The organism is Streptosporangium sp. NPDC001559 (assembly GCF_042893955.1).
Lineage (GTDB): Bacteria > Actinomycetota > Actinomycetes > Streptosporangiales > Streptosporangiaceae > Streptosporangium.
Map to the genome: position 1 here is coordinate 84,842 of NZ_JBIAVG010000025.1, position 21,287 is coordinate 106,128.

21 protein-coding genes are annotated in these 21,287 nt (G+C 68.7%); 13 read left to right on the forward strand and 8 right to left on the reverse strand.

Annotated elements, in window-relative coordinates; genetic code table 11:
- Nucleotides 1–289 precede the first annotated feature (289 nt).
- Nucleotides 290–1,900, forward strand: a complete 1,611-nt coding sequence (locus ACFYY8_RS38570) for a trypsin-like serine peptidase (RefSeq protein ID WP_390049906.1) — start codon at nt 290–292, stop codon at nt 1,898–1,900.
- 171 nt (nt 1,901–2,071) lie between these two features.
- Here ACFYY8_RS38570 and ACFYY8_RS38575 read toward each other — a convergent pair whose 3' ends face one another.
- Complete coding sequence (locus tag ACFYY8_RS38575; RefSeq protein WP_390049908.1) at nt 2,072–3,433, reverse strand: hypothetical protein; 1,362 nt, start codon at nt 3,431–3,433, stop codon at nt 2,072–2,074.
- 297 nt (nt 3,434–3,730) lie between these two features.
- Nucleotides 3,731–4,921: an NADP-dependent malic enzyme gene (locus ACFYY8_RS38580; RefSeq protein WP_390049910.1), complete on the reverse strand. Its 1,191-nt coding sequence runs from the start codon at nt 4,919–4,921 to the stop codon at nt 3,731–3,733.
- Nucleotides 4,922–5,231: 310 nt separating this feature from the next.
- Between ACFYY8_RS38580 and ACFYY8_RS38585 the strand changes: the two genes are divergently transcribed.
- On the forward strand, nt 5,232–5,765 hold the full coding sequence (locus ACFYY8_RS38585; RefSeq protein WP_390049912.1) for a CGNR zinc finger domain-containing protein: 534 nt from the start codon (nt 5,232–5,234) through the stop codon (nt 5,763–5,765).
- Here ACFYY8_RS38585 and ACFYY8_RS38590 read toward each other — a convergent pair.
- Nucleotides 5,732–6,064: a S24 family peptidase gene (locus ACFYY8_RS38590; protein ID WP_390049914.1), complete on the reverse strand. Its 333-nt coding sequence runs from the start codon at nt 6,062–6,064 to the stop codon at nt 5,732–5,734. The genes ACFYY8_RS38585 and ACFYY8_RS38590 overlap by 34 nt on opposite strands.
- 62 nt (nt 6,065–6,126) lie before the next feature.
- Here ACFYY8_RS38590 and sodN point away from each other — a divergent pair, with 62 nt between their 5' ends.
- From sodN to ACFYY8_RS38605, 3 genes are all read left to right on the forward strand, one after another.
- Entirely contained in the window at nt 6,127–6,528 is a 402-nt protein-coding gene (sodN, locus tag ACFYY8_RS38595) for a superoxide dismutase, Ni (protein WP_390049916.1), read from the forward strand.
- Between the two features lie 192 nt (nt 6,529–6,720).
- A complete protein-coding gene (locus tag ACFYY8_RS38600) occupies nt 6,721–7,146 on the forward strand; it encodes an anti-sigma factor (protein WP_386192473.1) in 426 nt (141 codons plus the stop codon).
- A 17-nt stretch (nt 7,147–7,163) separates the two neighbouring features.
- The gene (locus ACFYY8_RS38605; RefSeq protein ID WP_352015107.1) at nt 7,164–7,943 is read left to right on the forward strand and encodes an RNA polymerase sigma factor SigF; all 780 of its coding nucleotides are present in this window, start codon (nt 7,164–7,166) and stop codon (nt 7,941–7,943) included.
- Here ACFYY8_RS38605 and ACFYY8_RS38610 read toward each other — a convergent pair.
- Nucleotides 7,940–8,347, reverse strand: a complete 408-nt coding sequence (locus tag ACFYY8_RS38610) for a hypothetical protein (protein ID WP_390049918.1) — start codon at nt 8,345–8,347, stop codon at nt 7,940–7,942. The genes ACFYY8_RS38605 and ACFYY8_RS38610 overlap by 4 nt on opposite strands.
- A 75-nt stretch (nt 8,348–8,422) precedes the next feature.
- Between ACFYY8_RS38610 and ACFYY8_RS38615 the strand changes: the two genes are divergently transcribed.
- Together ACFYY8_RS38615 and ACFYY8_RS38620 are read left to right on the forward strand one after the other, a co-directional pair.
- Nucleotides 8,423–9,454 carry a diacylglycerol/lipid kinase family protein gene (locus ACFYY8_RS38615; protein WP_390049920.1) on the forward strand — a complete coding sequence of 344 codons (1,032 nt, stop codon included), beginning with the start codon at nt 8,423–8,425 and terminating at the stop codon, nt 9,452–9,454.
- 281 nt (nt 9,455–9,735) lie between these two features.
- Entirely contained in the window at nt 9,736–9,990 is a 255-nt protein-coding gene (locus tag ACFYY8_RS38620) for a WhiB family transcriptional regulator (protein WP_352015104.1), read from the forward strand.
- A 92-nt stretch (nt 9,991–10,082) separates the two neighbouring features.
- Here the strand turns inward: ACFYY8_RS38620 and ACFYY8_RS38625 are convergent, their stop codons facing one another.
- The gene (locus tag ACFYY8_RS38625; protein ID WP_390049923.1) at nt 10,083–11,546 is read right to left on the reverse strand and encodes a sensor histidine kinase; all 1,464 of its coding nucleotides are present in this window, start codon (nt 11,544–11,546) and stop codon (nt 10,083–10,085) included.
- Between the two features lie 67 nt (nt 11,547–11,613).
- Between ACFYY8_RS38625 and ACFYY8_RS38630 the strand changes: the two genes are divergently transcribed.
- The 5 genes from ACFYY8_RS38630 to ACFYY8_RS38650 all read left to right on the forward strand — a co-directional run bounded on the left by ACFYY8_RS38630 (nt 11,614) and on the right by ACFYY8_RS38650 (nt 17,118).
- Entirely contained in the window at nt 11,614–12,771 is a 1,158-nt protein-coding gene (locus tag ACFYY8_RS38630) for an 8-amino-7-oxononanoate synthase (RefSeq protein ID WP_390049925.1), read from the forward strand.
- Between the two features lie 73 nt (nt 12,772–12,844).
- Complete coding sequence (locus tag ACFYY8_RS38635) at nt 12,845–13,564, forward strand: GntR family transcriptional regulator (protein WP_352015101.1); 720 nt, start codon at nt 12,845–12,847, stop codon at nt 13,562–13,564.
- Between the two features lie 19 nt (nt 13,565–13,583).
- On the forward strand, nt 13,584–14,300 hold the full coding sequence (gene bioD, locus ACFYY8_RS38640; protein WP_390049927.1) for a dethiobiotin synthase: 717 nt from the start codon (nt 13,584–13,586) through the stop codon (nt 14,298–14,300).
- A 31-nt stretch (nt 14,301–14,331) separates the two neighbouring features.
- The gene (gene bioB, locus ACFYY8_RS38645) at nt 14,332–15,327 is read left to right on the forward strand and encodes a biotin synthase BioB (protein WP_390049930.1); all 996 of its coding nucleotides are present in this window, start codon (nt 14,332–14,334) and stop codon (nt 15,325–15,327) included.
- A gap of 138 nt (nt 15,328–15,465) precedes the next feature.
- Nucleotides 15,466–17,118, forward strand: a complete 1,653-nt coding sequence (locus ACFYY8_RS38650) for an acetolactate synthase (protein ID WP_390049932.1) — start codon at nt 15,466–15,468, stop codon at nt 17,116–17,118.
- 29 nt (nt 17,119–17,147) lie between these two features.
- On the opposite strand, the gene ACFYY8_RS38655 is transcribed toward ACFYY8_RS38650, so the two are convergent.
- Nucleotides 17,148–18,794, reverse strand: a complete 1,647-nt coding sequence (locus ACFYY8_RS38655; RefSeq protein ID WP_390049934.1) for a protein kinase — start codon at nt 18,792–18,794, stop codon at nt 17,148–17,150.
- Nucleotides 18,795–19,249: 455 nt separating this feature from the next.
- Between ACFYY8_RS38655 and ACFYY8_RS38660 the strand changes: the two genes are divergently transcribed.
- Entirely contained in the window at nt 19,250–19,630 is a 381-nt protein-coding gene (locus tag ACFYY8_RS38660) for a thioesterase family protein (RefSeq protein WP_390049936.1), read from the forward strand.
- Nucleotides 19,631–19,659: 29 nt separating this feature from the next.
- Here ACFYY8_RS38660 and ACFYY8_RS38665 read toward each other — a convergent pair whose 3' ends face one another.
- Both ACFYY8_RS38665 and ACFYY8_RS38670 read right to left on the reverse strand, forming a co-directional pair.
- Nucleotides 19,660–19,872, reverse strand: coding sequence for a biotin/lipoyl-binding carrier protein (locus ACFYY8_RS38665; RefSeq protein WP_352015095.1), 213 nt, complete (start codon nt 19,870–19,872; stop codon nt 19,660–19,662).
- 49 nt (nt 19,873–19,921) lie between these two features.
- A complete protein-coding gene (locus ACFYY8_RS38670; protein ID WP_390049938.1) occupies nt 19,922–21,253 on the reverse strand; it encodes an acetyl/propionyl/methylcrotonyl-CoA carboxylase subunit alpha in 1,332 nt (443 codons plus the stop codon).
- Nucleotides 21,254–21,287 lie beyond the last annotated feature (34 nt).

Below are 21,287 nucleotides of genomic sequence, written 5' to 3' on the forward strand. Positions count from 1 at the left end.
ATCTATGTCACATCAGGCATCGTAACCCAAAGTATTGGGACGAACACGCCACTTCAGACACTCCAACAACTTAGTTAAGTTGATCTGCAAAAACGCCGTAGATCACTTGCAATCGTTAGAGAGACGGCACGGCTCCATAAAGGTAACAGAATGATATCGGGAGGTTTGGGCGCTTCGCGGCTTCGCCAAGCGGCTTCCGCTCTTCAAGATCAGCACTGTATGTTCCTGGCTATCCCTTTACTGACGCATGGGACGCAAGATGCGTTCCACATCAGACCAAGGAGTTCCCTTGAAGCGCATCCTCCTCCCTGCCGGTGGCGCCGTTCTCGCCTCCGGTCTGCTGGCCGCCGGCCTGGCCGGCACCGCCCAGGCCGCCCCGGACTGGGCGACCGACCCGCTGGCCACCAACAACGCCGACGCGATCTCGGTCGTCGACTACTGGACGGACTCCAACAACGCCGCGCTGAAGAGCGCGACCGCGTACTACCACGACGCCGCCCCCACCTCCTGGAAGTCCGGTGGCGGTTACTCCCCCGATGGCAAGCCGGGCGCCGTGCTGCCGACGGGTGAGGAGAAGGTCGTCCCCACCAAGGTCAAGAACATCAACCTGCCGAAGAACATCGGCAAGGTGTTCTGGACTGACAAGCAGGGCAAGAACCGCTGGGCCTCCGGCGCTTCGATCCAGTCGAAGTACCGCAACCTGGTCGTCACCGCCGCCCACAACGTCTACGACACCGCCGGTGTCGGCGACGCTGACGTGCTGAAGAACTGGGTGTTCGTCCCGGGTTACTACCAGGGCAAGACCCCCTACGGCATCTACGTCGGTAAGACCGCCTGGACGCACTACGACTTCGACGTCTACGAGGACTACGACCGCGACTACGCGTTCGTCACCGTCTACAACGGTGTCTTCTACGGCGGCGACAAGGTCGTCACCCCTGCCGAGTACAAGCAGTTCACCGGGCCGAAGTACGTCGAGGCCAAGACGATCTCGGCCGACGAGTACGCGGCTGGCCTTGCCAAGTACGGCCCCAACGGTCCTTACAAGCGCGACGACACGGTCTCCAACAGCGTTGAGACCGTCAACCCGCCGGCCGACCCCTCGAACAGCGCCTACCAGACCGAGGCCGGTCACAAGGGCATCAAGCTGCTCAAGGTCGAGACCACCTCGTACGACCACGAGAAGGCCCCGGCGCACGACAAGTGGAACAACGGCGAGCGCTGGCAGACCGGCGAGCTCAAGAACGCCATCAGCCAGGAGGAGTACAAGCGCCTCCAGGGTGAGAAGGCCGCCGGCAAGTTCCTCGGCGAGCTGAGCGTCGTGAAGGACAAGAACGGCACCGAGATCGAGTGGTACTCGCAGCAGTTCTTCGTCAAGAAGTGGGTCAAGGCCAGCACCCAGACCACGACCAAGTACTGGGTCGAGGTTTACCACATCGAGCTGTCCAAGGACGCCGGTCGCCTCGGTGACAACGTCGGTGGCCAGGGCTTCGCGTGGAACCAGAAGACCGGCCAGCCCGTCTTCATCTTCGGTTACCCCGAGGGCCCGCACCCCGACGGTGACAAGCCCTTCACCGGCATCACGCCGAAGTGGGTGTACGGCAAGACCACCGGCAAGGTGTACGTCTCGGCCGCGCAGAAGATCGAGGAGCACATCGGTGTCAAGGGTGCTCTCACCCCCGGCGCCGACGGTGGCCCCTGGGTCCTGAAGTACAACAACAACAAGCGTCTTGGCTACGTCAACGGCGTCACCAGCCAGTTCGGCGACCAGGACAAGAACGGTCGCTACGACCTGATCACCTCGGCCTACTTCGACGGCGAGACCGCCGACATCTACAAGAAGGCCGCGGCTGTCTGGTCCGGCAAGATCGTTGGCCCGAACGGCGAGCTCTACAAGTAAGCCGTAAGGATCCGATGATCCACTGAGCCGGAGGGTCCAGGCCCTCCGGCTCACCCCGTTCCACCACAGGGAGACCCGGTGATGCGCACGCCGGGTCTCTTTGTCATGTCCGTTGTAAAGTCCACACGAGTTCGCCGGCCGTACCCTGTCAGGGCTCCTGTCAGGTTCGGCTCACGTGACGGAGACGAGATCTCCCGCCCGCACGTCCAGTTCGGCGACCGTCCTGTTCCCGGCGAAGGGGGCCAGCCTGCGGCGCAGGTCGGCCACGTAGGACCGGGTCCGGGCCGACTGCAGCCCCGTCGCGAGGTCCAGCGCCTCGGCCGCCGCGACGCAGGCGTGTTCCAGTTCCCCGCGCTGCAGCAGTCCCGCCGCCAGCAACGCCAGGTTGAACATCCGGCCCCTGACGTAGCGGCCGTCCATGTCCAGTGACCGTCGCGCGTGCCGTACGGCCGCCGCGCCGTCGCCCAGGTCGCGGAAGCAGTGGGCGAACTTGGCCGACAGGTAGGCCTCGTCGAAGTAGGCGATCCAGTCGGGCCGCTCCCCTGTCTCACGCCTGTCGAAGGCCAGTTCCGCCTCGTGCAGAGCGGCCCCGCACGCCGGGCGATCCTCAAGGAGGGCGTGGGCGTGGGCCTCGACCACGTGGGCCTCGGCCAGCAGGGCGTAGATCCCGGCGCGGCGGGCCGAGAGCTGGGCGGCCCTGGCCAGGTCGAGGGCGTGGGCGGGCTGGCCGATGTACAGGGCCTGGTGGCTCATTCCCGCGAGAATCTCTCCGCCGAGCCCGTGGTCGCCGGACCCCTTGGCCAGCCGCAACGCCTGGATCAGGTAGCGCTGGGCCAGGCCGTGCTGTTCCAGGTCGTAGGCCATCCACCCGGCGAGCCTGGTCAGTTCGGCCGCGGCCGACGCCAGCGCCCTGCCGGTCGTCTCGGCGTAGGAGCCCTCGCCGAGCAGTGGGGCGACGGCGGTGTCGAGATATTTCACGACCGCCGATCTGACCCTGCCGCCGCCGAACCTGTTGTCGAGTTCGCCGAACGACCGGGTGACCTCCTTGATCGCGGCGATGTCGGCCATGCCGACCCGGCGGGGGCCGTTGGCCGTGGGGTGCCCCTCGACGGGCAGGGTCAACCAGCGCAGGGCCCCGGTCGAACCCGCACCGATCGCGAAGGTGGAATCGAGCAGGAACCTGCGTCTTTCTACGTCCCCGCGCCACAGTGCTGTCACGGTCGCGATCCCTTCCTGCCACGTGTGAGTGAACTCCTGCCCCAGGTCTGTGGGGGTGGAGACGGCGGGCAGGCCGAGGTCTTCGACGCCGACCGCCCTGCCAAGCCGGAGGGAGAAGATCTCCGCGAGCAGCATGGGGACGGGGCCTCTGGGTCGTTGGCCACCGATCCAGCGCAGCACGGAGCTGTGGTCGTACTTCAGGCCGGAAAGACCGCGGGTCACCCCGAGATCGTTGAGCCTGCGGGCCAGCCCCTTATGGGTGAAGCCCGACTCGATGATGAGCCGCTGAAGTGCGCGGTTCGGCTCGCGTTCCATTGCTCTCCTCACCGTGAGAACCGTCTGAGCATGGGAGACACGGCCGTCTGTGACGGCCACCGGCAACCGCCCCGCATGCCTCTCACCTGAGCAGGTAACGGAACGCCATTTTTATAGCACATTCCGTGAACATCGCTCATGGATTCGCAAACCAAAAGACGCCCCTCGCCGATCGGGCGAGAGGCGTCCCCACGAGGGTGTTCCGCCGGTGGATCTGGAAGGGGGTGACCTGTGCAGACCTCAGCCGACGGGCATGGAAGGACTGACCCGGGCGAAACGGGCCTGAAACCGAAAACGCTACCTGCGGGCCACTCCGTCGAGACGGGCCTGCTCGGAGACCGCGGCGATGACCGCGGGGGCCACCCGCTCGTCGAACGGGCTCGGGATCACATAGTCGGCGGACAGGTCGTCACCGACGACGGAGGCCAGCGCCTCGGCGGCGGCCACCTTCATGTTCTCGGTGATGGCCGTGGCGCGGACGTCGAGCGCCCCGCGGAAGACGCCGGGGAAGGCGAGCACGTTGTTGATCTGGTTGGGGAAGTCGGAGCGGCCGGTCGCCACCACGTGGGCGTGCCTCCTGGCGACCTCCGGGTGGACCTCCGGGGTCGGGTTGGACAGCGCGAAGACGATGGAGTCCTTCGCCATCGAGGCGACGGCCTCCTCGGAGACGGTCGACCCGGAGAGCCCGACGAACACGTCGGCCCCGGCCAGCGCGGACTCGGTCGAGCCGCGCAGGCCCGCCCTGTTGGTGCCACGCGCCAGGGCCTCCTTGACCGGGTTGAGCCCCTCGCGGCCCTCGTGGATGAGGCCCTTGGAGTCGGCCACCGCGATGTCCCCGATGCCGGCGTTGAGGAGGATGCGGCTCACGGCGATCCCCGAGGCGCCCGCTCCCGCGACCACGGCCCGCAGGTCTCCCAGCGAGCGCCCGGTCAGCCGCGCGGCGTTCTTCAGCGCCGCGAGCACGACGATCGCGGTGCCGTGCTGGTCGTCGTGGAAGACGGGGATGTCCAGCAGTTCGCGCAGCCGGTCCTCGACCTCGAAGCACCTGGGGGCGCTGATGTCCTCCAGGTTGACGCCTCCGAAGGAGGGGGCGAGGCGGGCGACGGTCTCGACGATCTCGTCGACACCGGTGCAGCTGATGCAGATCGGCACCGCGTCGACCCCGGCGAACTGCTTGAACAGCAGGGCCTTGCCCTCCATGACCGGCATGGCGGCCGCGGGCCCGATGTCTCCGAGGCCGAGCACGGCGGTGCCGTCGGAGACGACGGCGACCACGTTGGAGACCCAGGTGTAGTCGTTGACGAGGTCGGGCTCGTCGGCGATCGCGCTGCAGACCTTCGCGACTCCAGGTGTGTAGGCCAGGGCCAGGTCACCGGCGTCGCGGACGGGAACGGTCGAGCGGACCTCCAGCTTGCCCCCGCGGTGCAGGGCGAAGGCCGGATCGAGATCGAGGGATTCTAGAGAGATGGAAGATGGCGTGACAGCCACAGCGACCCCTGTGTTCAGTCAGACTCAGACGGATTGGTCCTTCGTAGACGCGCCGCCGCGGGCCTGGCCCGGCTTCGGTAGTCGCTCGGGGCCTGCTCGTGGGGCCGTCGGAGGGGTACGGGGGTCACCCGTTGCTCGATTCTGCCACAGGGAGGCCTCCCACCAGGGGACAGGGGCCACTCACTTTCGTTACATGACGAGGGGCCTCTTTCGTTACATGGTGACGGTCCGGCCACACCTGTAAGATGCGGCTCCGATCGTCGTCGCTCACCACGACTGTCGTCACCGCCCACCACGACGGAACAGTCCGATGGATCTGACCTCCTACGCCGAGCTGGCCGTACTGCTGATCAACAACCCGGACCGGCTGACCGGTCTGGAGGGCCTGCGCGCGCTGCTGGAGGAGAGCGGGCGTCACCGGCCCGGCTGCCGCCTCACCCGCGGCGACCTCGACGCCCTGCGAGACCTGCGCGCGGAGCTGACCGCCGTCTTCGAGTCCGCGCAGGCCGGTGACGAGACCGACGTGGTCGGACGGCTCAACTCCCTGCTGATCCGGCATCCCGTACAGCCGCAGATCTCCGGGCACGACGGCCAGCACTGGCACATGCACCTCACCGAGAGCGGCCGGGCGGCCGACCAGTACGCCGCCGGGGCCGTGATGGGCCTGGCAACCCTGGTGACCGACCTGGGGGTGAGCAGGCTGGGGCTCTGTCAGGCGGCCCCCTGCAGACGGGCCTTCCTGGACACCTCCTCGAACCGGTCGAGGCGTTACTGCTCCGAGCGCTGTGCCAGCAGGGCGAACGTCGCCGCCTACCGGGCCCGCAGGAAGGGCGGCGGCCAGTAGCGCAGCACCACCCGGCCGACCAGTGACGAGGGGGGCACCGCGCCGAAGTCCCAGCTGTCCCTGCGGCCGGAGGCGCGCTGGTTCTCGCTCTCCAGCCACCAGTCCTCCCCCTCGCGCCAGGCGGCCCGTTTGACGATGAGCAGCGACGGGTCCGAGGGGAGTCTGGCCACCACCAGATTCCCGGCGCTGACGGGAGCGCCACGCCGTACCCACAGCCAGTCGCCGGGGCGCAGCACGGGCAGCATGGAATCTCCCTCGACACGCACTCTCACGGATCTCAACCCCATCCCATACGGCATTTGAAGGCGAGTAAGGTCGGTAACGGACCATGTTGATCTCAGCATCAAGGAAGGACTTTCCGATGCTTGCACGACTTCTGCGGCCCAGGCTCGTCGCGTCCGCGCACTGCGACCTGCCGTGCGGCGTGTACGACCCGGCTCAGGCCCGCATCGAGGCCGAGTCAGTCAAAGCCGTCATCGAGAAGTACAACGCGAACGAGGACCCGGTCTTCCGCACTCGCGCGCTGATCATCAAGGAGCAGCGGGCCGAGCTGGTCAAGCACCACCTGTGGGTGCTGTGGACCGACTACTTCAAGCCCCCGCACCTGGAGGCCTACCCCCAGCTGCACCAGCTGTTCTGGGAGGCCACCAAGCTCGCGGGCGCCGCGGGCGGCAAGGGCACCGTCGACGTGGCCCAGGCGGACGAGCTCCTGGCCAAGATCGATGAGATCTCCAAGATCTTCTGGGCGACCAAGGCCGCCTGAGCCGAAAGCCCGGTGATCGGCACGTCCAGGCCTCGTGTGGGGTGCGACCACACGGGGCCTGACCTGTTCTTAGAGCCCATTCGGTGTCTTAAAGTGTTCTTGAGGTGCTAAATCACCCGGATCGCGAGTCCAAGCGGGCCAACCACCGCCGCGGGGCTGTAAGTTGCAGTCAGCGACTCTGCGAGGAGGAACGTGACCGAACACACCGAGACACCCGCGGTCGACATGGGCGGAATCCGTGACGTGGTCAGCGTCCGGCTGCCGGCCGCGAGTGCCTATCTGTCCGTGCTGCGTACGGCGACCGCCGGACTGGCCGCGCGGCTGGACTTCACGCTTGACGAGATCGAGGACCTTCGGATCGCGGTCGACGAGGCGTGCGCGATGCTGCTGACCCAGGCCGTTCCCGGCACCGACCTGACGGCCGAGTTCGAGCTGACCGGGCAGCTGATGCAGGTCAGCGTCGAGGTCAGCACGGTCGGCAGCGCCGCGCCGAAACGTGATGACTTCGCCTGGATGGTGCTCACCGCGCTTGCCGACGACGTGGATGCCGTGACCGACTCCCCCGACCGTATGGCGATCGTGCTACGCAAGCGCCGGGGCGCGGCGAGGCCGGCGTGACGGAAAGGACTCGTGCCATGGCCGCCAGCGACCACGCGGTGCCCGACCGGGTGCGCGCGCGCCTGCTTTTCGCGGAACTGGCGGAGTTGACCCCCGACGACTCACGGCGCCAGCGCATCCGTGACGAGCTCGTCGAGCTCCACCTGCCTCTCGTGGAGTACCTCGCCCGCCGGTTCCGCAACCGGGGTGAGTGGCTCGACGACCTCACCCAGGTCGCGACCATCGGTCTGATCAAGTCGATCGACCGCTTCGACCTCGCCCGTGGGGTGGAGTTCTCCACCTACGCCACCCCGACGATCGTGGGCGAGATCAAACGTCACTTCCGTGACAAGGGCTGGGCGGTCCGTGTGCCGCGCCGTCTGCAGGAGCTGAAGCTCTCGCTCACCAAGGCGATCAGCGAGCTGTCCCAGCGCGAGGGGCGTGCCCCGACCGTCGGAGAGCTGGCCTCGTTCCTGAAGATGACCGAGGAGGAGGTGCTCGAGGGACTTGAGTCGGCCAACGCCTACTCCACGGTCTCCCTCGACGCGCCCGACTCCGGTGACGACGACGCGCCCGCGGTCGCCGACTCCCTCGGCATCGTGGACGACTCCCTTGAGGGCGTCGAGTACCGCGAGTCGCTCAAGCCTCTTCTCGAACGGCTGCCGCCCCGCGAGAAGCGCATCCTTCTGCTGCGTTTCTTCGGCAACATGACGCAGTCGCAGATCGCCACCGAGCTGGGCATCTCCCAGATGCACGTGTCCCGGCTGCTGGCCAGGACCCTGGCTCAGCTCCGCGAGGGACTGACGGCGGAGGACTAGACGCCGTCCCGGTGCTTTCCGTAGAGCGCCTGGGTCGTCGGGGGTGACAGCAGCGCGACCAGTCCGATCACTGCCACGGTGATCAGCGGGATGCCGATCGTCCGCTGGTCGGACTGGATCAGCGTGACGCCCACGACGACGGCGAAGATCTGGGCGAGCACTCCGGGGCTCCTGGACCATCGCTCGGTCCTCAGCATGCCCAGGGCGACCCAGAGCAGCGCGGCCCCGAGCAGGATGCCGAAACCGGCGACGAAGGCCGAGCTCACCACGTCAGAGGGCTGCCCGATGACCGTCTCGACTCCGACGTAACCGCCGAGCAGCACGGTGACGACGCCTTCGAGCGCCATGACGACGGCTGCGACGGTGAGGGTGAGCGGGCGCTGGTTCGACACGGGGTTCGACACAGCCAAAGCCTATCGCCGGGACATCTCGCCCTTCTCTGCCGCCGTGGCCGTGGTCGCGGCGGATACGCTGGCGTTATGCGAGCGATGCTCCTGGTGAACCCCAAGGCCACCACGACGAACCAGCGGACGCGGGACGTGCTGATCAGGGCGCTGGGCACGACGGTGGATCTGACCGTCGAGGAGACCCAGTACCGGGGGCACGCGGCCCATCTGTCCCGCGAGGCCCATGGCTCCGGTTTCGACGTGGTCGCCGTGCTCGGCGGCGACGGGACCGTCAACGAGGCCGTCAACGGCCTGCTCGACGCCCCTGGCATCGCTGACATCGCCGTGGAGGACGGCGACGCCGGGACGGCCAGTCGGGAAGATTCGTCCGATGACGGTGCCGTGGACGACGATGCGAGCGGGGGCGCGGCGAACCGTCCCGCGCTGCTGACGATCCCCGGCGGCAGTGCCAACGTCTTCGCGCGGGCGCTGGGGCTGCCCAACGATCCGGTCGAGGCGGTCGGCGCGATCCTTGAGGCCCTGCGTGACGACAGGCGCAGGACCGTCGGACTGGGCCAGGCCATCTGGAACGGCCGGCGCAGATACTTCACCTTCTGCAGCGGGCTCGGGTACGACGCCGAGGTGATCAGGGCCGTCGAGGGGCTGCGTGGCGCGGGGCGCAAGGCCACGCCCGCCCGCTATGTGAACACGGCTCTGCACCACTATCTGTCGACGGACAGGCGGCACGCGCCCATGAGTGTCGAGGGGCCCGAGGTGCCTCCCGCGGACGACCTCTTCATGGCGATCGTCTCCAACACCTCGCCCTGGACCTATGTGGGCTCCCGTCCGGTCTGCCCGACGCCGTGGGCGAGTTTCGAGACCGGCCTGGACCTGCTGGGGTTGCAGCGGCTCGGCCCCGTCGCGATGTGCCAGCTGATGCCCCAGATCATCGGGGTGCGTGAGACCCTGCCCACCGGCCGCCACCTGGTACAACTCCATGACGAACGGGAGTTCACGGTGAGCGCCCTGCGCCCCGTGGCCTTTCAGCTTGATGGTGACTATCTGGGAGAGGTTGAGCGGGTAACGTTCCGCTCCATCCCGAAGGCGTTACAAGTGGTGGTATGACCAGTTACATCCGGTCATCGTGTGACGCATCCGACATGCATATCAGGCAAAACCTTCTCCCAAACCTCTTGCATGTACTGAGCGTGGCTGACAATCTCAACATTGACGTCGGAACGTAGGACCTTTGAGCGGAGACATCGCTCTTGGGCCACCGGCGATCTAGTGAACGGAACCCCGAACCGAACCAGGCTCGGGCGATCGTTCGCGCTGGTTAGTGAAAGTCTTCACAAAGTACACCGCCGGAGCCGAAGCAAGGGCTCCTCATCCGAAGGAGTGGACGCATGGACTGGCGCCACCGAGCCGCCTGCCGTGACGTGGACCCCGAGCTTTTCTTCCCGATCGGCAACACCGGCCCCGCCCTGATGCAGATCGAAGAGGCCAAGCAGGTCTGCCGCACTTGTAACGTCAGCGAGGCCTGCCTGAAGTGGGCGCTGGAGTCCGGTCAGGACGCCGGTGTCTGGGGCGGCATGAGCGAGGACGAACGCCGCGCCCTCAAGCGTCGCACGGCACGCGTCCGCACCCGTGTCAGCGCCTGAATCTCAGCGATCCGACAGAACCTTAGCAAACCAGGCGACGGCTCCCGCGCACCCCTCCCCCCGGGCTCGAACCGTGACCTCGTGCCACGGTCTCAGGCCATGGGGAGGGGGATGCTCAGCGTGACCTCGGTGCCACCACCCTGACGAGGTTCGATCGCCAGCCTGCCCGACAGTTCGCCGACGACGAGCGTCCGTACGATCTGCAGGCCGAGGCTGGTCGACGACTCCAGGTCGAAGTTCTCCGGCAGGCCGTTGCCGTCGTCGGAGACGATCACGTCGAGCCGGTCGGCGCCTCGCTCGACGATCACCTGAAGCTTCCCGGGACGCTGGGCGAGACCGTGCTGGACCGCGTTCTGCAGCAGCTCGGTGAGAACCATCGCCAGCGGCGTCGCGATCTCCGAACGCAGTACCCCGAACGTCCCGATCCGGCGTGGCACCACCTGCGCCTCGGGCGCGGCGACCTCTCCTGTCATCGCGATCACCCGGTCGGCGATGTCGTCGAAGTCGACCTGTTCCTCGGGCGTGTGGGACAGCGTCTCGTGCACGATCGCGATCGAGCCGACCCTGCGCACCGCCTCCTCCAGCGCCTCCCGCCCCTCCGGCAGTTGCAGCCGCCTGGCTTGAAGCCGCAGCAGCGCGGCCACCGTCTGCAGGTTGTTCTTGACCCGGTGGTGGATCTCCCTGATGGTCGCGTCCTTGGTCATCAGCTCCCGCTCGCGGCGACGCAGCTCCGTCACGTCGCGGATGAGCACCAGCGCGCCGATGCGCCCGCCCCCCACGACCAGCGGGATCGCCCGTAGTTGCACGACCGTCCCACCCGACTCGACCTCGGTCTCCCTCGGCTCCCGTCCGCTGGCCACGATCATCAGATTCTCGTTGATGGGCTCGTCGGAATAGCACAGGTTCGCCGTGGTACGGCCGAGCTCGGCACCGACCAGGTCCGCGTTGAGCCCCAGTCTGCGGTAGGCGGACAGGGCGTTGGGCGAGGCGTAGGTGACCCGCCCCGCGCGGTCGAGCCTGAGCAGCCCGTCGCCGACGCGCGGGGAGCGGACCAGGATCGGTTCGGCGCCGGAGAAGGGGAAACGCCCCTCGGCGACCATCTGGGCCAGGTCGGAGGCGCTCTGCAGGTAGGTGAGTTCGAGCCGCGAGGGGGTGCGCGCGGAGGAGAGGTTCGTCGAGCGCTGGATCACGCCGATGAAGTGGTCGGCGCGCCGTACCGGGATGGTCTCCTCGCGCACCGGCACTCCGCTCGACCAGTCGGGGTCGCCCTCCCGGCAGATGCGCCTCTCGTTCCAGGCGGTGTCGATGAGCGCCCGCTCGCCCTTGGCCGCCGTCATCCCCACGATGTCGTCGTGATAGACGGTCGGGCCCGTGGTAGGCCGCATCTGGGCGACCGCGATCCAGCCGGTGCCCTCCCTGAGGGGGATCCACAGGATGAGGTCGGCGAACGACAGGTCGGCCAGAAGCTGCCAGTCGGAGACCAGTGAGTGCATCCACTCAAGGTCCGCGTCGTCGAGCGCGGTGTGACGAACCGCCAGGTCGCTTAGAGTCGGCACTCGTGCATCATGCGTGGTTTGAGGGGCCGAACGCGAATCGGGCACACCACATTGGGAAAATGCCCCCATGACACATGGGCCCGATCCGCTGGCGCGCTTCCGAACCGCCGCGGTGGCACGGGAGGCCGCGGGGCTCAGACGGGTCCTGCGTGCCCGGGCCTCCGACGACGACCTGGTCGATCTGGCTTCGAACGACTATCTCGGGCTCGCCAGGAACCGGCGGCTCGCCGAGGCCGCCTCCGCGGCGGCCTTCGAATGGGGAACGGGCGCGACCGGCTCCCGCCTGGTGACCGGTTCGACCGCGCTGCACGCCCGCCTTGAGGAACGGCTGGCCGCCTTCGCCGGCGCGGAGGGCGCCCTGGTGTTCTCCTCGGGATACCTGGCCAACCTGGCGGCCGTCACGGCGCTCGGCCGCGACGCCCTGGTGGTCTCGGACGCGGGCAACCACGCCTCGATCGTGGACGCCTGCCGTCTGTCGCGCTCCCCCGTGACGGTCACCCCGCACCGGGACGTGACGGCCGTGGAGAAGGCGCTCGCCGACCGGGACACCGAGCACGCGATCGTGGTCACCGACGCGCTCTTCTCCGTCGACGGGGACCTGGCCCCGCTGGCCGAACTGCACGCGGCGGCCGTACGGCAGGGCGCGCTGCTGGTGGTCGACGAGGCGCACTCCCTGGGGGTTCTCGGATTCGGAGGACGGGGGGCGGCGCACGCGGCGGGCCTGGCCGGGGAGCGGACCCTTGTGAGAACGGTCACACTCTCCAAATCCCTCGGTTCCCAGGGCGGGGCCGTCCTCGGCGCCCCCGAGGTCATCGAAACCCTGATAAACACGGGCCGTTCCTTCATCTTCGACACCGCTCTCGCTCCGGGGAGCGTGGCCGCCGCACTCGCCGCGCTAGATATCCTTCACAATCAGCCCGAACTGCCCGGACACGTGCTCACCAGAGCGAAGGAGCTGGCCTCCCTGGCCCGCGACCTCGGCCTGGAGACCAACGATCCGGCGGGTGCGGTCGTCCCGATCGTGCTCGGCCAACCCGAGACGGCGCTTCGGGCCGCCGTCATCTGTGCGGAACACGGGGTGCGGGTCGGATGCTTCCGGCCGCCCTCGGTACCGGCCGGCCGCTCTTGCCTGCGGTTGACCGCGCGGGCCAATCTGAGTTCCGACGATCTAGCGGTGATCAAGGGTGCGCTCACCGCCGTGGCCGAGATGAAGGTGACCATGTGAGTGAGCGAAACGAGCGGACCTGTGGGTGGGACACGGGTCCCGTCGCCCTCGAACCTCCGGACGAGGTGCGGGCGTGACGGAGGAATCCCCCAGAATCCCGAAGTACTACGACGTCAAGCGCAGCCTGCTCGCGCTCACCAAGAGCCTGGCCGCCGGCAGCGCCCTGCCCCCCGAGCGGACGCTCGCGGTGCGTTTCGAGACGTCGCGCACCACCGTGCGCCAAGCCCTGTCCGAGCTCGTGGTCGAGGGACGGCTGGTGCGCATCCAGGGCAAGGGGACGTTCGTCGCGCACCCCAAGGTCGCCCAGGTGCTGCAGCTCACCTCCTACACCGGTGACCTCAGGACCGTCGGCCTCGAACCCGACACCAAGATCCTCGACATCAGCTACATCACCGCGGACGAGCCGCTGGCCCGGCGCCTGGCGATCAACCCCGGCGGCCGGGTGCTTCGGATCCACCGGCTCCGGCTGGCCAACGGAGAGCCGATGTCCATCGACACCACCCACCTGTCCGCCCGCCGCTTCCCCCGGCTCAGGCGCGAGCTTGAGGTGCACTCCTCGCTGTACGAGACACTGCACAACGCCTACAACGTACGGCTGACGGACGCCGAGGAGATCATCGAGACCGTGCTGGCCACGCCGTACGACGCCCAGGTGCTGAGCGTGGACGTGGGTCTGCCGATGCTGCTGCTCACCCGGCACGCCTTCGACGCCGACGGCAACCCGGTCGAATGGGCCCAGTCCCTCTACCGGGGAGACCGCTACAAGTTCGTCACCCGCCTGCGCCGCCCCTGACGTCCGTAAGGTGTGGAGGATGAGCATCCTCGTGATCACCGGGACCGACACGGGAGTCGGCAAGACGATCGTCACCGCCGCGGTCGCCGCGCTCGCCAAGGAGCGGGGCTCCTCGGTCGCGGTGGTGAAACCGGCGCAGACCGGGGTCGGCACGCTCGACCCCGGCGACCTGGACGACGTCATCCGGCTGACCGGGGTGACCACCACCTTCGAACTGTCCAGGTTCCCCGACCCCCTGGCCCCCGCCGCGGCGGCCAGGGTCGCGGGCCTGCCCCCGGTCTCCCTCGACCACGCCGCCGCCCGCATCGCCGACCTGGCCTCCTCCCACCGCCTGGTGCTCGTCGAGGGCGCGGGCGGGCTCCTGGTCCGCTTCGACGAGGAGGGGGCGACCCTGGCCGACCTGGCCAGGGCGTTGTCGGCTCCGGTGCTGCTGGTGACACGGGCGTCCCTGGGCACGCTCAACCACACCGCGCTGACGCTGGAGGCCATGGCGGGACGCGGTCTCGACCTGGCGGGCGTGATCATCGGTTCCTGGCCCGCCGAACCCGGCCTCGCCGAACGGTGCAACGTCGCCGATCTGGAGATGCTCGCCGCCAGGCCGCTGGCGGGTGCGCTGCCCGAGGGCGCCGGGTCCCTCGGCCGGGAGGCCTTCGCCCGTACGGCCCGCATGGGCCTGGCCCCCGTGCTGGGAGGGGGCTTCGACTCCTCAGCCTTCAGATCCACATTTAGGCTCTAGCCGTAGACGACGGCCTTCAGAGTGGAGCAGCATGAGCGACATACTCGACATCGCCCGCGTCCAGGTGCTTGAGGAAGGCAGAGGACTCGACGCCGGGCAGGCCCTGCGGTGTCTGGAGTTACCCGAAGAGCGAGTTTCCGACCTGCTGGCGCTCGCGCACGAGGTACGTGTGAAGTGGTGCGGCCCCGAAGTCGAGGTCGAGGGGATCATCTCCCTCAAGACGGGTGGCTGCCCGGAGGACTGCCATTTCTGCTCCCAGTCCGGGCAGTTCAGCTCACCGGTCCGCGCGGCGTGGCTGGACATCCCGTCCCTGGTCCGGGCGGCCAAGGAGACCGCGGCGACGGGCGCGACGGAGTTCTGCATCGTGGCCGCGGTGCGCGGTCCCGACCGGCGGCTGATGGACCAGGTCCGCGAGGGGGTCGAGGCGATCAGGCAGGCCGTCGACATCAACGTCGCCTGCTCCCTGGGCATGCTCACCCAGGAGCAGGTCGACGAGCTGGCCGGGATGGGCGTGCACCGTTACAACCACAACCTGGAGACCGCCAGGTCGCACTTCGACAAGGTCGTCACCACCCACAGCTGGCAGGAACGCTGGGACACCTGCCTGATGGTGCGCGAGGCCGGGATGGAGCTGTGCTGCGGCGGCATCGTCGGCATGGGCGAGACGCTGGAGCAGCGGGCCGAGTTCGCCGGGCAGCTCGGCGAACTCCAGCCCGACGAGGTTCCGCTGAACTTCCTCAACCCCCGTCCCGGCACGCCCTTCGAGTCGTTCCCGCTGCTGACGGGCACCGAGGCGCTCAGGACGATCGCGACCTTCAGACTGGCGCTGCCGCGCACGATCCTGCGCTACGCGGGCGGCAGGGAGCTGACGCTGGGCGACCTGGGCACCCGTGACGGCATGCTCGGCGGGATCAACGCGATCATCGTCGGCAACTACCTCACCACGCTCGGCCGTACCCCCGAGGCGGACCTCAACCTGCTGGCCGACCTGAGGATGCCGATCAAGGCGCTCTCCGAGACCCTGTGAGCCGAGGAACCCGCTCCCGGTGCCGTCCGAGGAGCGGGTTCCCCCATGTGACAGGTGGTCAGGGCGTTAGCCGGGGGGAATCTGGGCAGGGTTTCCAATCACTGTCCGGCTAAGTGACTGACTGGTAGGTTGCGCGATATGGAGTCTCCAAAGCACGCGGGCGACATCGCGGTCGCCGTCTCCAAGGCCTACGGGATCGAGACCATGTTCACCCTGTCCGGCGGGCACGTCTTCCCGCTGTACGACGGGGCGGTCCACGAGGGCGTGCCGATCCTCGACGTACGGCACGAGCAGAGCGCGGTCTTCGCGGCCGAGGCGACGGCAAGGCTGACCCGCAGGCCGGGTCTGGCCGTGCTCACCGCGGGCCCCGGCGTCACCAACGGCGTCAGCGGCGTGGCGACCGCGCACGCCAACGGCTCCCCCGTCGTGATCATGGGAGGCAGGGCGCCGAGGTCGCGCTGGGGCTCCGGCGCGCTGCAGGAGATGGACCACCCGCCGCTGCTGGCTCCGATCACCAAACTGGCCTTCACCGGCTCAGGCCCCGAGTCCGTCGGCGAGGACGTGGAGATGGCCTTCAGGACCGCCCTCGCCCCGCACCGGGGGCCGGTCTTCCTCGACTTCCACATGGACGACCTGTTCTCCCAGGCTCCCCCGCTCGAACACGAGACCAGGACCCTGACCCCTTCACCGCTCGAACCCGACCCCGACGCGCTCGCCGGTATCGCCGCTCTGCTCGCCGAGGCCGAACGCCCGGTGCTGGTGCTCGGCTCCGACGTGTGGATGGACCGGGCGGAGGAGGTCGCCAGGGGCTTCGCCGAGGAGTTCCGCCTGCCGGTCATCCCCAACGGGCAGGGCCGTGGCATCCTTCCCGCGGGCCACGAACTCCTGGTCACCCGTGCCCGCGGCCTGGCCTTCTCCCAGGCCGACCTGGTGATCGTCGCGGGCGCGCCGTTGGACTTCCGGCTCGCCTACGGCTGGTTCGGCGGCAAGAACGGCACCCCGCTCGCCAGGGTCGTGCACCTGACCGACGCGCCGTCACAGCTGACCACTCACGTGCCGCCCTCCGGTGCCGCCGCGGGCGACCTGTCGCTGGTCTTCTGGGGTCTCGGTACGGCCTGCGGTGAGGCGGGCGTCTCCCCCAAGGCGTACGCGCCGTGGCTGTCGAGGCTGAGGGAGGCCGCCGACGCCGCGGTCGCCGGGGACGCCGAACTCCTGGCCTCCGACGCCGACCCGATCCACCCGATGCGGATCTACGGCGAGCTCAACAAGATCCTCGCCGACGACGCCGTGGTGATCGGCGACGGCGGCGACTTCGTCTCCTACGCGGGCAAGTACGTCGAGCCGAGGCAGCCGGGCAACTGGCTCGACCCCGGCCCCTACGGCTGTCTGGGCACCGGCCTCGGCTACTCCATCGCCGCCCGTCTGGCCAGGCCGTCCTCCCAGGTGGCGCTGCTGCTCGGTGACGGCGCCGCCGGGTTCTCGCTGATGGACGTGGACACGCTCGTCCGGCATCGCCTGCCGGTCGTGATGATCTGCGGCAACAACGGCATCTGGGGCCTGGAGAAGCACCCCATGCGGTTGCTGTACGGCTACGACGTGGCGGCCGAGTTGCAGCCGCAATGCCGATACGACGAGGTGGTGACGGCGCTCGGCGGGGGTGGCGAGCTGGTCACCGACCCGGCGGAGATCGGTCCCGCGCTGCGCCGGGCCTTCGACTCCGGAGTGCCGTACATGGTGAACATCGCCACCGATCCGGCGATCGCCTACCCCCGCAACACGACCGGTGTCTGAACGGCCCCGGATCGCCGGGGCCGTTCAGATCAGGAGACCGTCGGGCTCGGGCTCGGGCTCGACGGGCAGGTGTCGTTGACCAGGGTGATGTCCACCGGCCGCTTCACATCCCACATGGTGCCCGCGCCGGGCCGCTGCTCGACCACCTTCATGCACTGGGTGACGTCGACGTCGGGACCGATGCTTGGGGCCGTCTTGAAACCGGCCTTCTTGAGCACCGCCTTGGCCGCCTCCTCGTTGAGACCCATCACGCTCGGCACCTTCTTCTTCACCACCGGTGTCGCGGTCGTGCTCGGCGAGTGCGTGGGGGACGAGGATGGTTTCGGGTCGTTAGCCGTCTTCGTCGGCTTTGCCGTTGGCTCCTCCGGCTCATCGGATTCGGTCTCCGTCGGAGTGGGAGTCCGCGTCGGGGTGGCCTTCGGCTCGTCGTCCTGAGTCGGCCTCACCGTTGGGGCGGTCGTCTTGGGCGGCCTGTGGGCGGACGAGGTCTTCGTGGCGGAGGTGCTCACGGTCGGAACCACCATGCCCTGGGTGTCCTTGGTGGGGCCGGTCTCCCCCGCGGCCATCGCGTTGATCGCGATCCCGACGAGCCCGGCGCACGCCACGCCCGCGACGGCGAGCACCGCGATCGTCCCACCCTTACGCCGTGGCTTGCGTAAGGCCCGGCGACCACGTCCGGGGACGGAGACGGCGACCTCGGTGGCCGGGCTCCGTGGCGAACCCTCCTGGGGAGGCGTGGTCGCGGGCCCCGTCATCGGCGGGCCCGGCTGCGGCGTGGGCGCGGGCTGCCAGGCGGTCTCCTGCGCCACCGGGGGCGGGGTGCCCGCCATACCACCCTGCTGGCCGGGGACCGCCGTGGCCTGCCTGGCGGCGGTGCTCATCGCGGCGCCGCTCGGGAAACGCCGGGCCGGGTCCTTGGACAGCGCCCGCTCGACCAGTGCCCGCACCCCGGGCGGGATGTGCGACGGCAGCGGAGGAGGCTCCTCGCGGATGTGTTTGAGCGCGATGGTGACCGGTGTGTCACCGTCGAAGGGCCGCTGCCCCGCCAGGCACTCGTAGGCGACCACCCCGAGCGCGTAGATGTCCACCGCCGGTGTGACGGGTGCGCCCTCCGCCTGTTCCGGGGCGCAGTAGGCGGCGGTGCCCAGCACCATGCCCGCGTCGGTGAGCCTGCTTGCGGCGTCCGACCTGGCGATGCCGAAGTCGGTGAGCACGAGAGTGCCGTCCGAGCGGACCAGCAGGTTTCCCGGCTTGATGTCGCGGTGGACGATGCCCTGCTCGTGTACGGCCTGCAGGGCCGAGGCCGCCTGGGCGATGAGCTCCATCGCCGCCCCCGGCGCGATGCTCCCCAGACGCGCGAGCAGCCGGTCGAGCGGCTCCCCGTCAACGAACTTCATCACCAGGTATGCCGTCGCCCCCGCGCCGGGCACCTCGTGAACCCCGTAGTCATATACCTCGACCACTCCGGGGTGGTTGATCGTCGCCATCGCCCGGGCCTCGCCCTGGAACCGCACCAGGAAGCCCGGATCGTCGGTACGGCCGGGCAACAGCACCTTGACGGCGACCGTCCTGGCCAGGACGATGTCCTCGCCGCGCCAGACCTCGCCCATACCGCCGGCGCCGATGCGGGTATCCAGGCGATACCGCCCCGCCAGCGTCGTGCCTTGGGCCACCATGAAAATCCCCCGTAACCCTCTCCGCTCCCGCCTCAGGGCTCTCCAACAAAGCGGATTTGTATCGCGGCAACGTCACGGCGAAGTCACGAAACCCTGTGGGCCGGACAGCTTGTTAAAGGCGCGTGCCGTAGCATGGCACAAATCTCAAAATCTTTGCGGTAATTGTACAGATTGTGGCTTTACCTGCCCGGGGGCGAAGCCACTTTGGCGGTCACGACCAGAAAACGGCAGGTCAGGACAGTCACGATCAGCCGCTCAGCGAGCCGTGTTCCGAACAACGCGCCGACCAGCCACGCACAGTCACCTGAACCACCATCCGGCGGCGGCAGCGGGCGCAGTAGCGTGGCGGCTCGAAGGCACGGGCGGCGAGACAGGCCGCGTGGTCTCCCTCATCCGAAGGACGACCGCAGTGATCGCAGTAGGGGGTCACAGGATCAGACCCTATGCTGGCCCGCATGACGCTCGCTCCCGGTATGCACGCCCGGCTGCTCATCATGGTCGAGAGGAGCGACACCGCGATGAAGGTCGGCAGCGGGGACGTCCCCGTGCTGGCCACCCCGCGGCTGCTCGCCTTCGCCGAACGCGCGACCGTCCAGGCGATCGGGGACGCCCTCGGGCCCGGTCAGACCTCCGTGGGGACGAAGGTCACGCTGGAGCACCTGGCCGCGAGCCCGGTCGGCGCCCACGTCGAGATCAGCGCCGAGCTCACCGCGGTCGAGGGCCGTCGCCTGTCGTTCGTCTTCACCGCCCGCGACCGCGAATCCGTCGTCGCGACGGGCACGGTGGAGCGGGTGATCGTCGACCGCGAGCGTTTCCTCGCCGGTCTCACCCGCTGACCCCCGGCCGCGCCGTCCATCCGGCGGGTCTACTCGATGACGGCGATGAGGTCGCCCTCCTGGATGACGTCGCCCTCGGCCACCTTGAGCTGGGCGATGACCCCCTCGTCCTCGGCGATGACGGGGATCTCCATCTTCATGGACTCAAGGATGACCAGGGTGTCACCGTCCTCGACGGTGTCGCCCTCGGAGACGAGGACCTTCCAGACGTTGGCCACCATCTCAGCGTGTACTTCAGCCACCGGAAACTCCTATCAATCACTGTGATTCAACTGTGCCAGACGGGATGACTCAGGCCCTCATCCGGGACACCAGCCCGGTGTCGTAGCTCCCGTCCACGAACTCGGGGTGTTCCAGCAGCTCCGCGCAGAACGGCAGGTTGTTCTTCGGTCCCTCGACCTTGAAGTCCGCCACGGCCTCGCGGGCGCGCTCCAGGGCCTCGGCCCGGGTCTGGCCGTACACGCACAGCTTGGCCATCAGCGGGTCGTAGAACGGGGTGACCGTGTTGCCCTCGGTGTAGCCCGAGTCGACCCTGACGCCCTCGCCGGACGGCTCCGACCAGACGGCGATCTTGCCGGGGCCGGGGAAGAACCGCTTGGGGTCCTCGGCGTAGACCCGGAACTCGATCGCGTGGCCGCGCGGGGTGGCGTCGAGGTCGGTCCGCTCACCCGCGGCGATCCGCAGCTGCTGCTCGACCAGGTCGATCCCGGTGACGAGTTCGGTCACCGGATGCTCGACCTGGAGCCTGGTGTTCATCTCCAGGAACACGAAGTCCTGCTTGTCGGCGTCGACCAGGCACTCGACGGTGCCCGCGCCGAGGTAGCCGACCGCCTCGCCGGCCCTGACCGCGGCGGCCAGCATGCGCTCGCGCAGCTCCTGGGTGATGCCGGGGGACGGGCTCTCCTCGACGACCTTCTGGTGGCGGCGCTGCACCGAGCAGTCACGCTCGCCCAGAGCGAGGACGGTGCCGTCGGTCAGGCCGAGGATCTGCACCTCGACGTGGCGGGCCCGTTCGATGTAGTGCTCAAGCAGGATGGCGGGTGTCCCGCCGAAGCGGGCCGCCGCCCTCGACGCCTGTTCGAACGCCTTGGCCAGTCCCTCTGCGTCATGGGCGACGCCCATGCCGATGCCGCCGCCGCCCCCGGCCGTCTTCACCATCAGGGGGTAGCCGATCTCCTCGGCCGCCGCGACCGCCTGCTCCAGGTCGGTGACCGGGGTACGGGTTCCCGCGGCGACGGGCACGCCCGCCTCCTCCATGAGGTTCCTGGCGTTGATCTTGTCGCCCATCCGCTCGATCGCCTCGGGAGAGGGGCCGATCCAGACGATTCCCGCCTCGGCCACGGCCTTGGCGAACGCGGCGTTCTCCGAGAAGAAGCCGTACCCGGGGTGGATCGCCTGCGCGCCCGACTCACGGGCGGCCCGCAGGACCTTCTCCGCGTCGAGGTAGCTCTGCGCCGGGTTCGCGGGCCCCAGGAGGATCGCCTCGTCGGCCTCCCTGACGAACGGCAGATCCGCGTCTGCCTCGGAATACACCGCGATGGCCCGCAGGCCCATGCGCTGGACCGTACGGATGATCCGTCGTGCGATTTCGCCGCGGTTGGCGACCAGAACGGACTCGAACACTGTGGTGGACCCCTTTCGACCGCTCCACCTTATG

Excerpts from the sequence above, each read along its gene's own strand:
- ACFYY8_RS38575 (WP_390049908.1), bottom strand. The coding sequence starts at position 3,433 with ATGGAACGCGAGCCGAACCGCGCACTTCAGCGGCTCATCATCGAGTCG.
- ACFYY8_RS38585 (WP_390049912.1), top strand. The coding sequence starts at position 5,232 with ATGGATCTGACCTCCTACGCCGAGCTGGCCGTACTGCTGATCAACAAC.
- ACFYY8_RS38590 (WP_390049914.1), bottom strand. The coding sequence starts at position 6,064 with ATGCCGTATGGGATGGGGTTGAGATCCGTGAGAGTGCGTGTCGAGGGA.
- sodN (WP_390049916.1), top strand. The coding sequence starts at position 6,127 with ATGCTTGCACGACTTCTGCGGCCCAGGCTCGTCGCGTCCGCGCACTGC.
- ACFYY8_RS38605 (WP_352015107.1), top strand. The coding sequence starts at position 7,164 with ATGGCCGCCAGCGACCACGCGGTGCCCGACCGGGTGCGCGCGCGCCTG.
- ACFYY8_RS38615 (WP_390049920.1), top strand. The coding sequence starts at position 8,423 with ATGCGAGCGATGCTCCTGGTGAACCCCAAGGCCACCACGACGAACCAG.
- ACFYY8_RS38620 (WP_352015104.1), top strand. The coding sequence starts at position 9,736 with ATGGACTGGCGCCACCGAGCCGCCTGCCGTGACGTGGACCCCGAGCTT.
- ACFYY8_RS38630 (WP_390049925.1), top strand. The coding sequence starts at position 11,614 with ATGACACATGGGCCCGATCCGCTGGCGCGCTTCCGAACCGCCGCGGTG.
- bioD (WP_390049927.1), top strand. The coding sequence starts at position 13,584 with ATGAGCATCCTCGTGATCACCGGGACCGACACGGGAGTCGGCAAGACG.
- bioB (WP_390049930.1), top strand. The coding sequence starts at position 14,332 with ATGAGCGACATACTCGACATCGCCCGCGTCCAGGTGCTTGAGGAAGGC.
- ACFYY8_RS38650 (WP_390049932.1), top strand. The coding sequence starts at position 15,466 with ATGGAGTCTCCAAAGCACGCGGGCGACATCGCGGTCGCCGTCTCCAAG.
- ACFYY8_RS38655 (WP_390049934.1), bottom strand. The coding sequence starts at position 18,794 with ATGGTGGCCCAAGGCACGACGCTGGCGGGGCGGTATCGCCTGGATACC.
- ACFYY8_RS38660 (WP_390049936.1), top strand. The coding sequence starts at position 19,250 with ATGACGCTCGCTCCCGGTATGCACGCCCGGCTGCTCATCATGGTCGAG.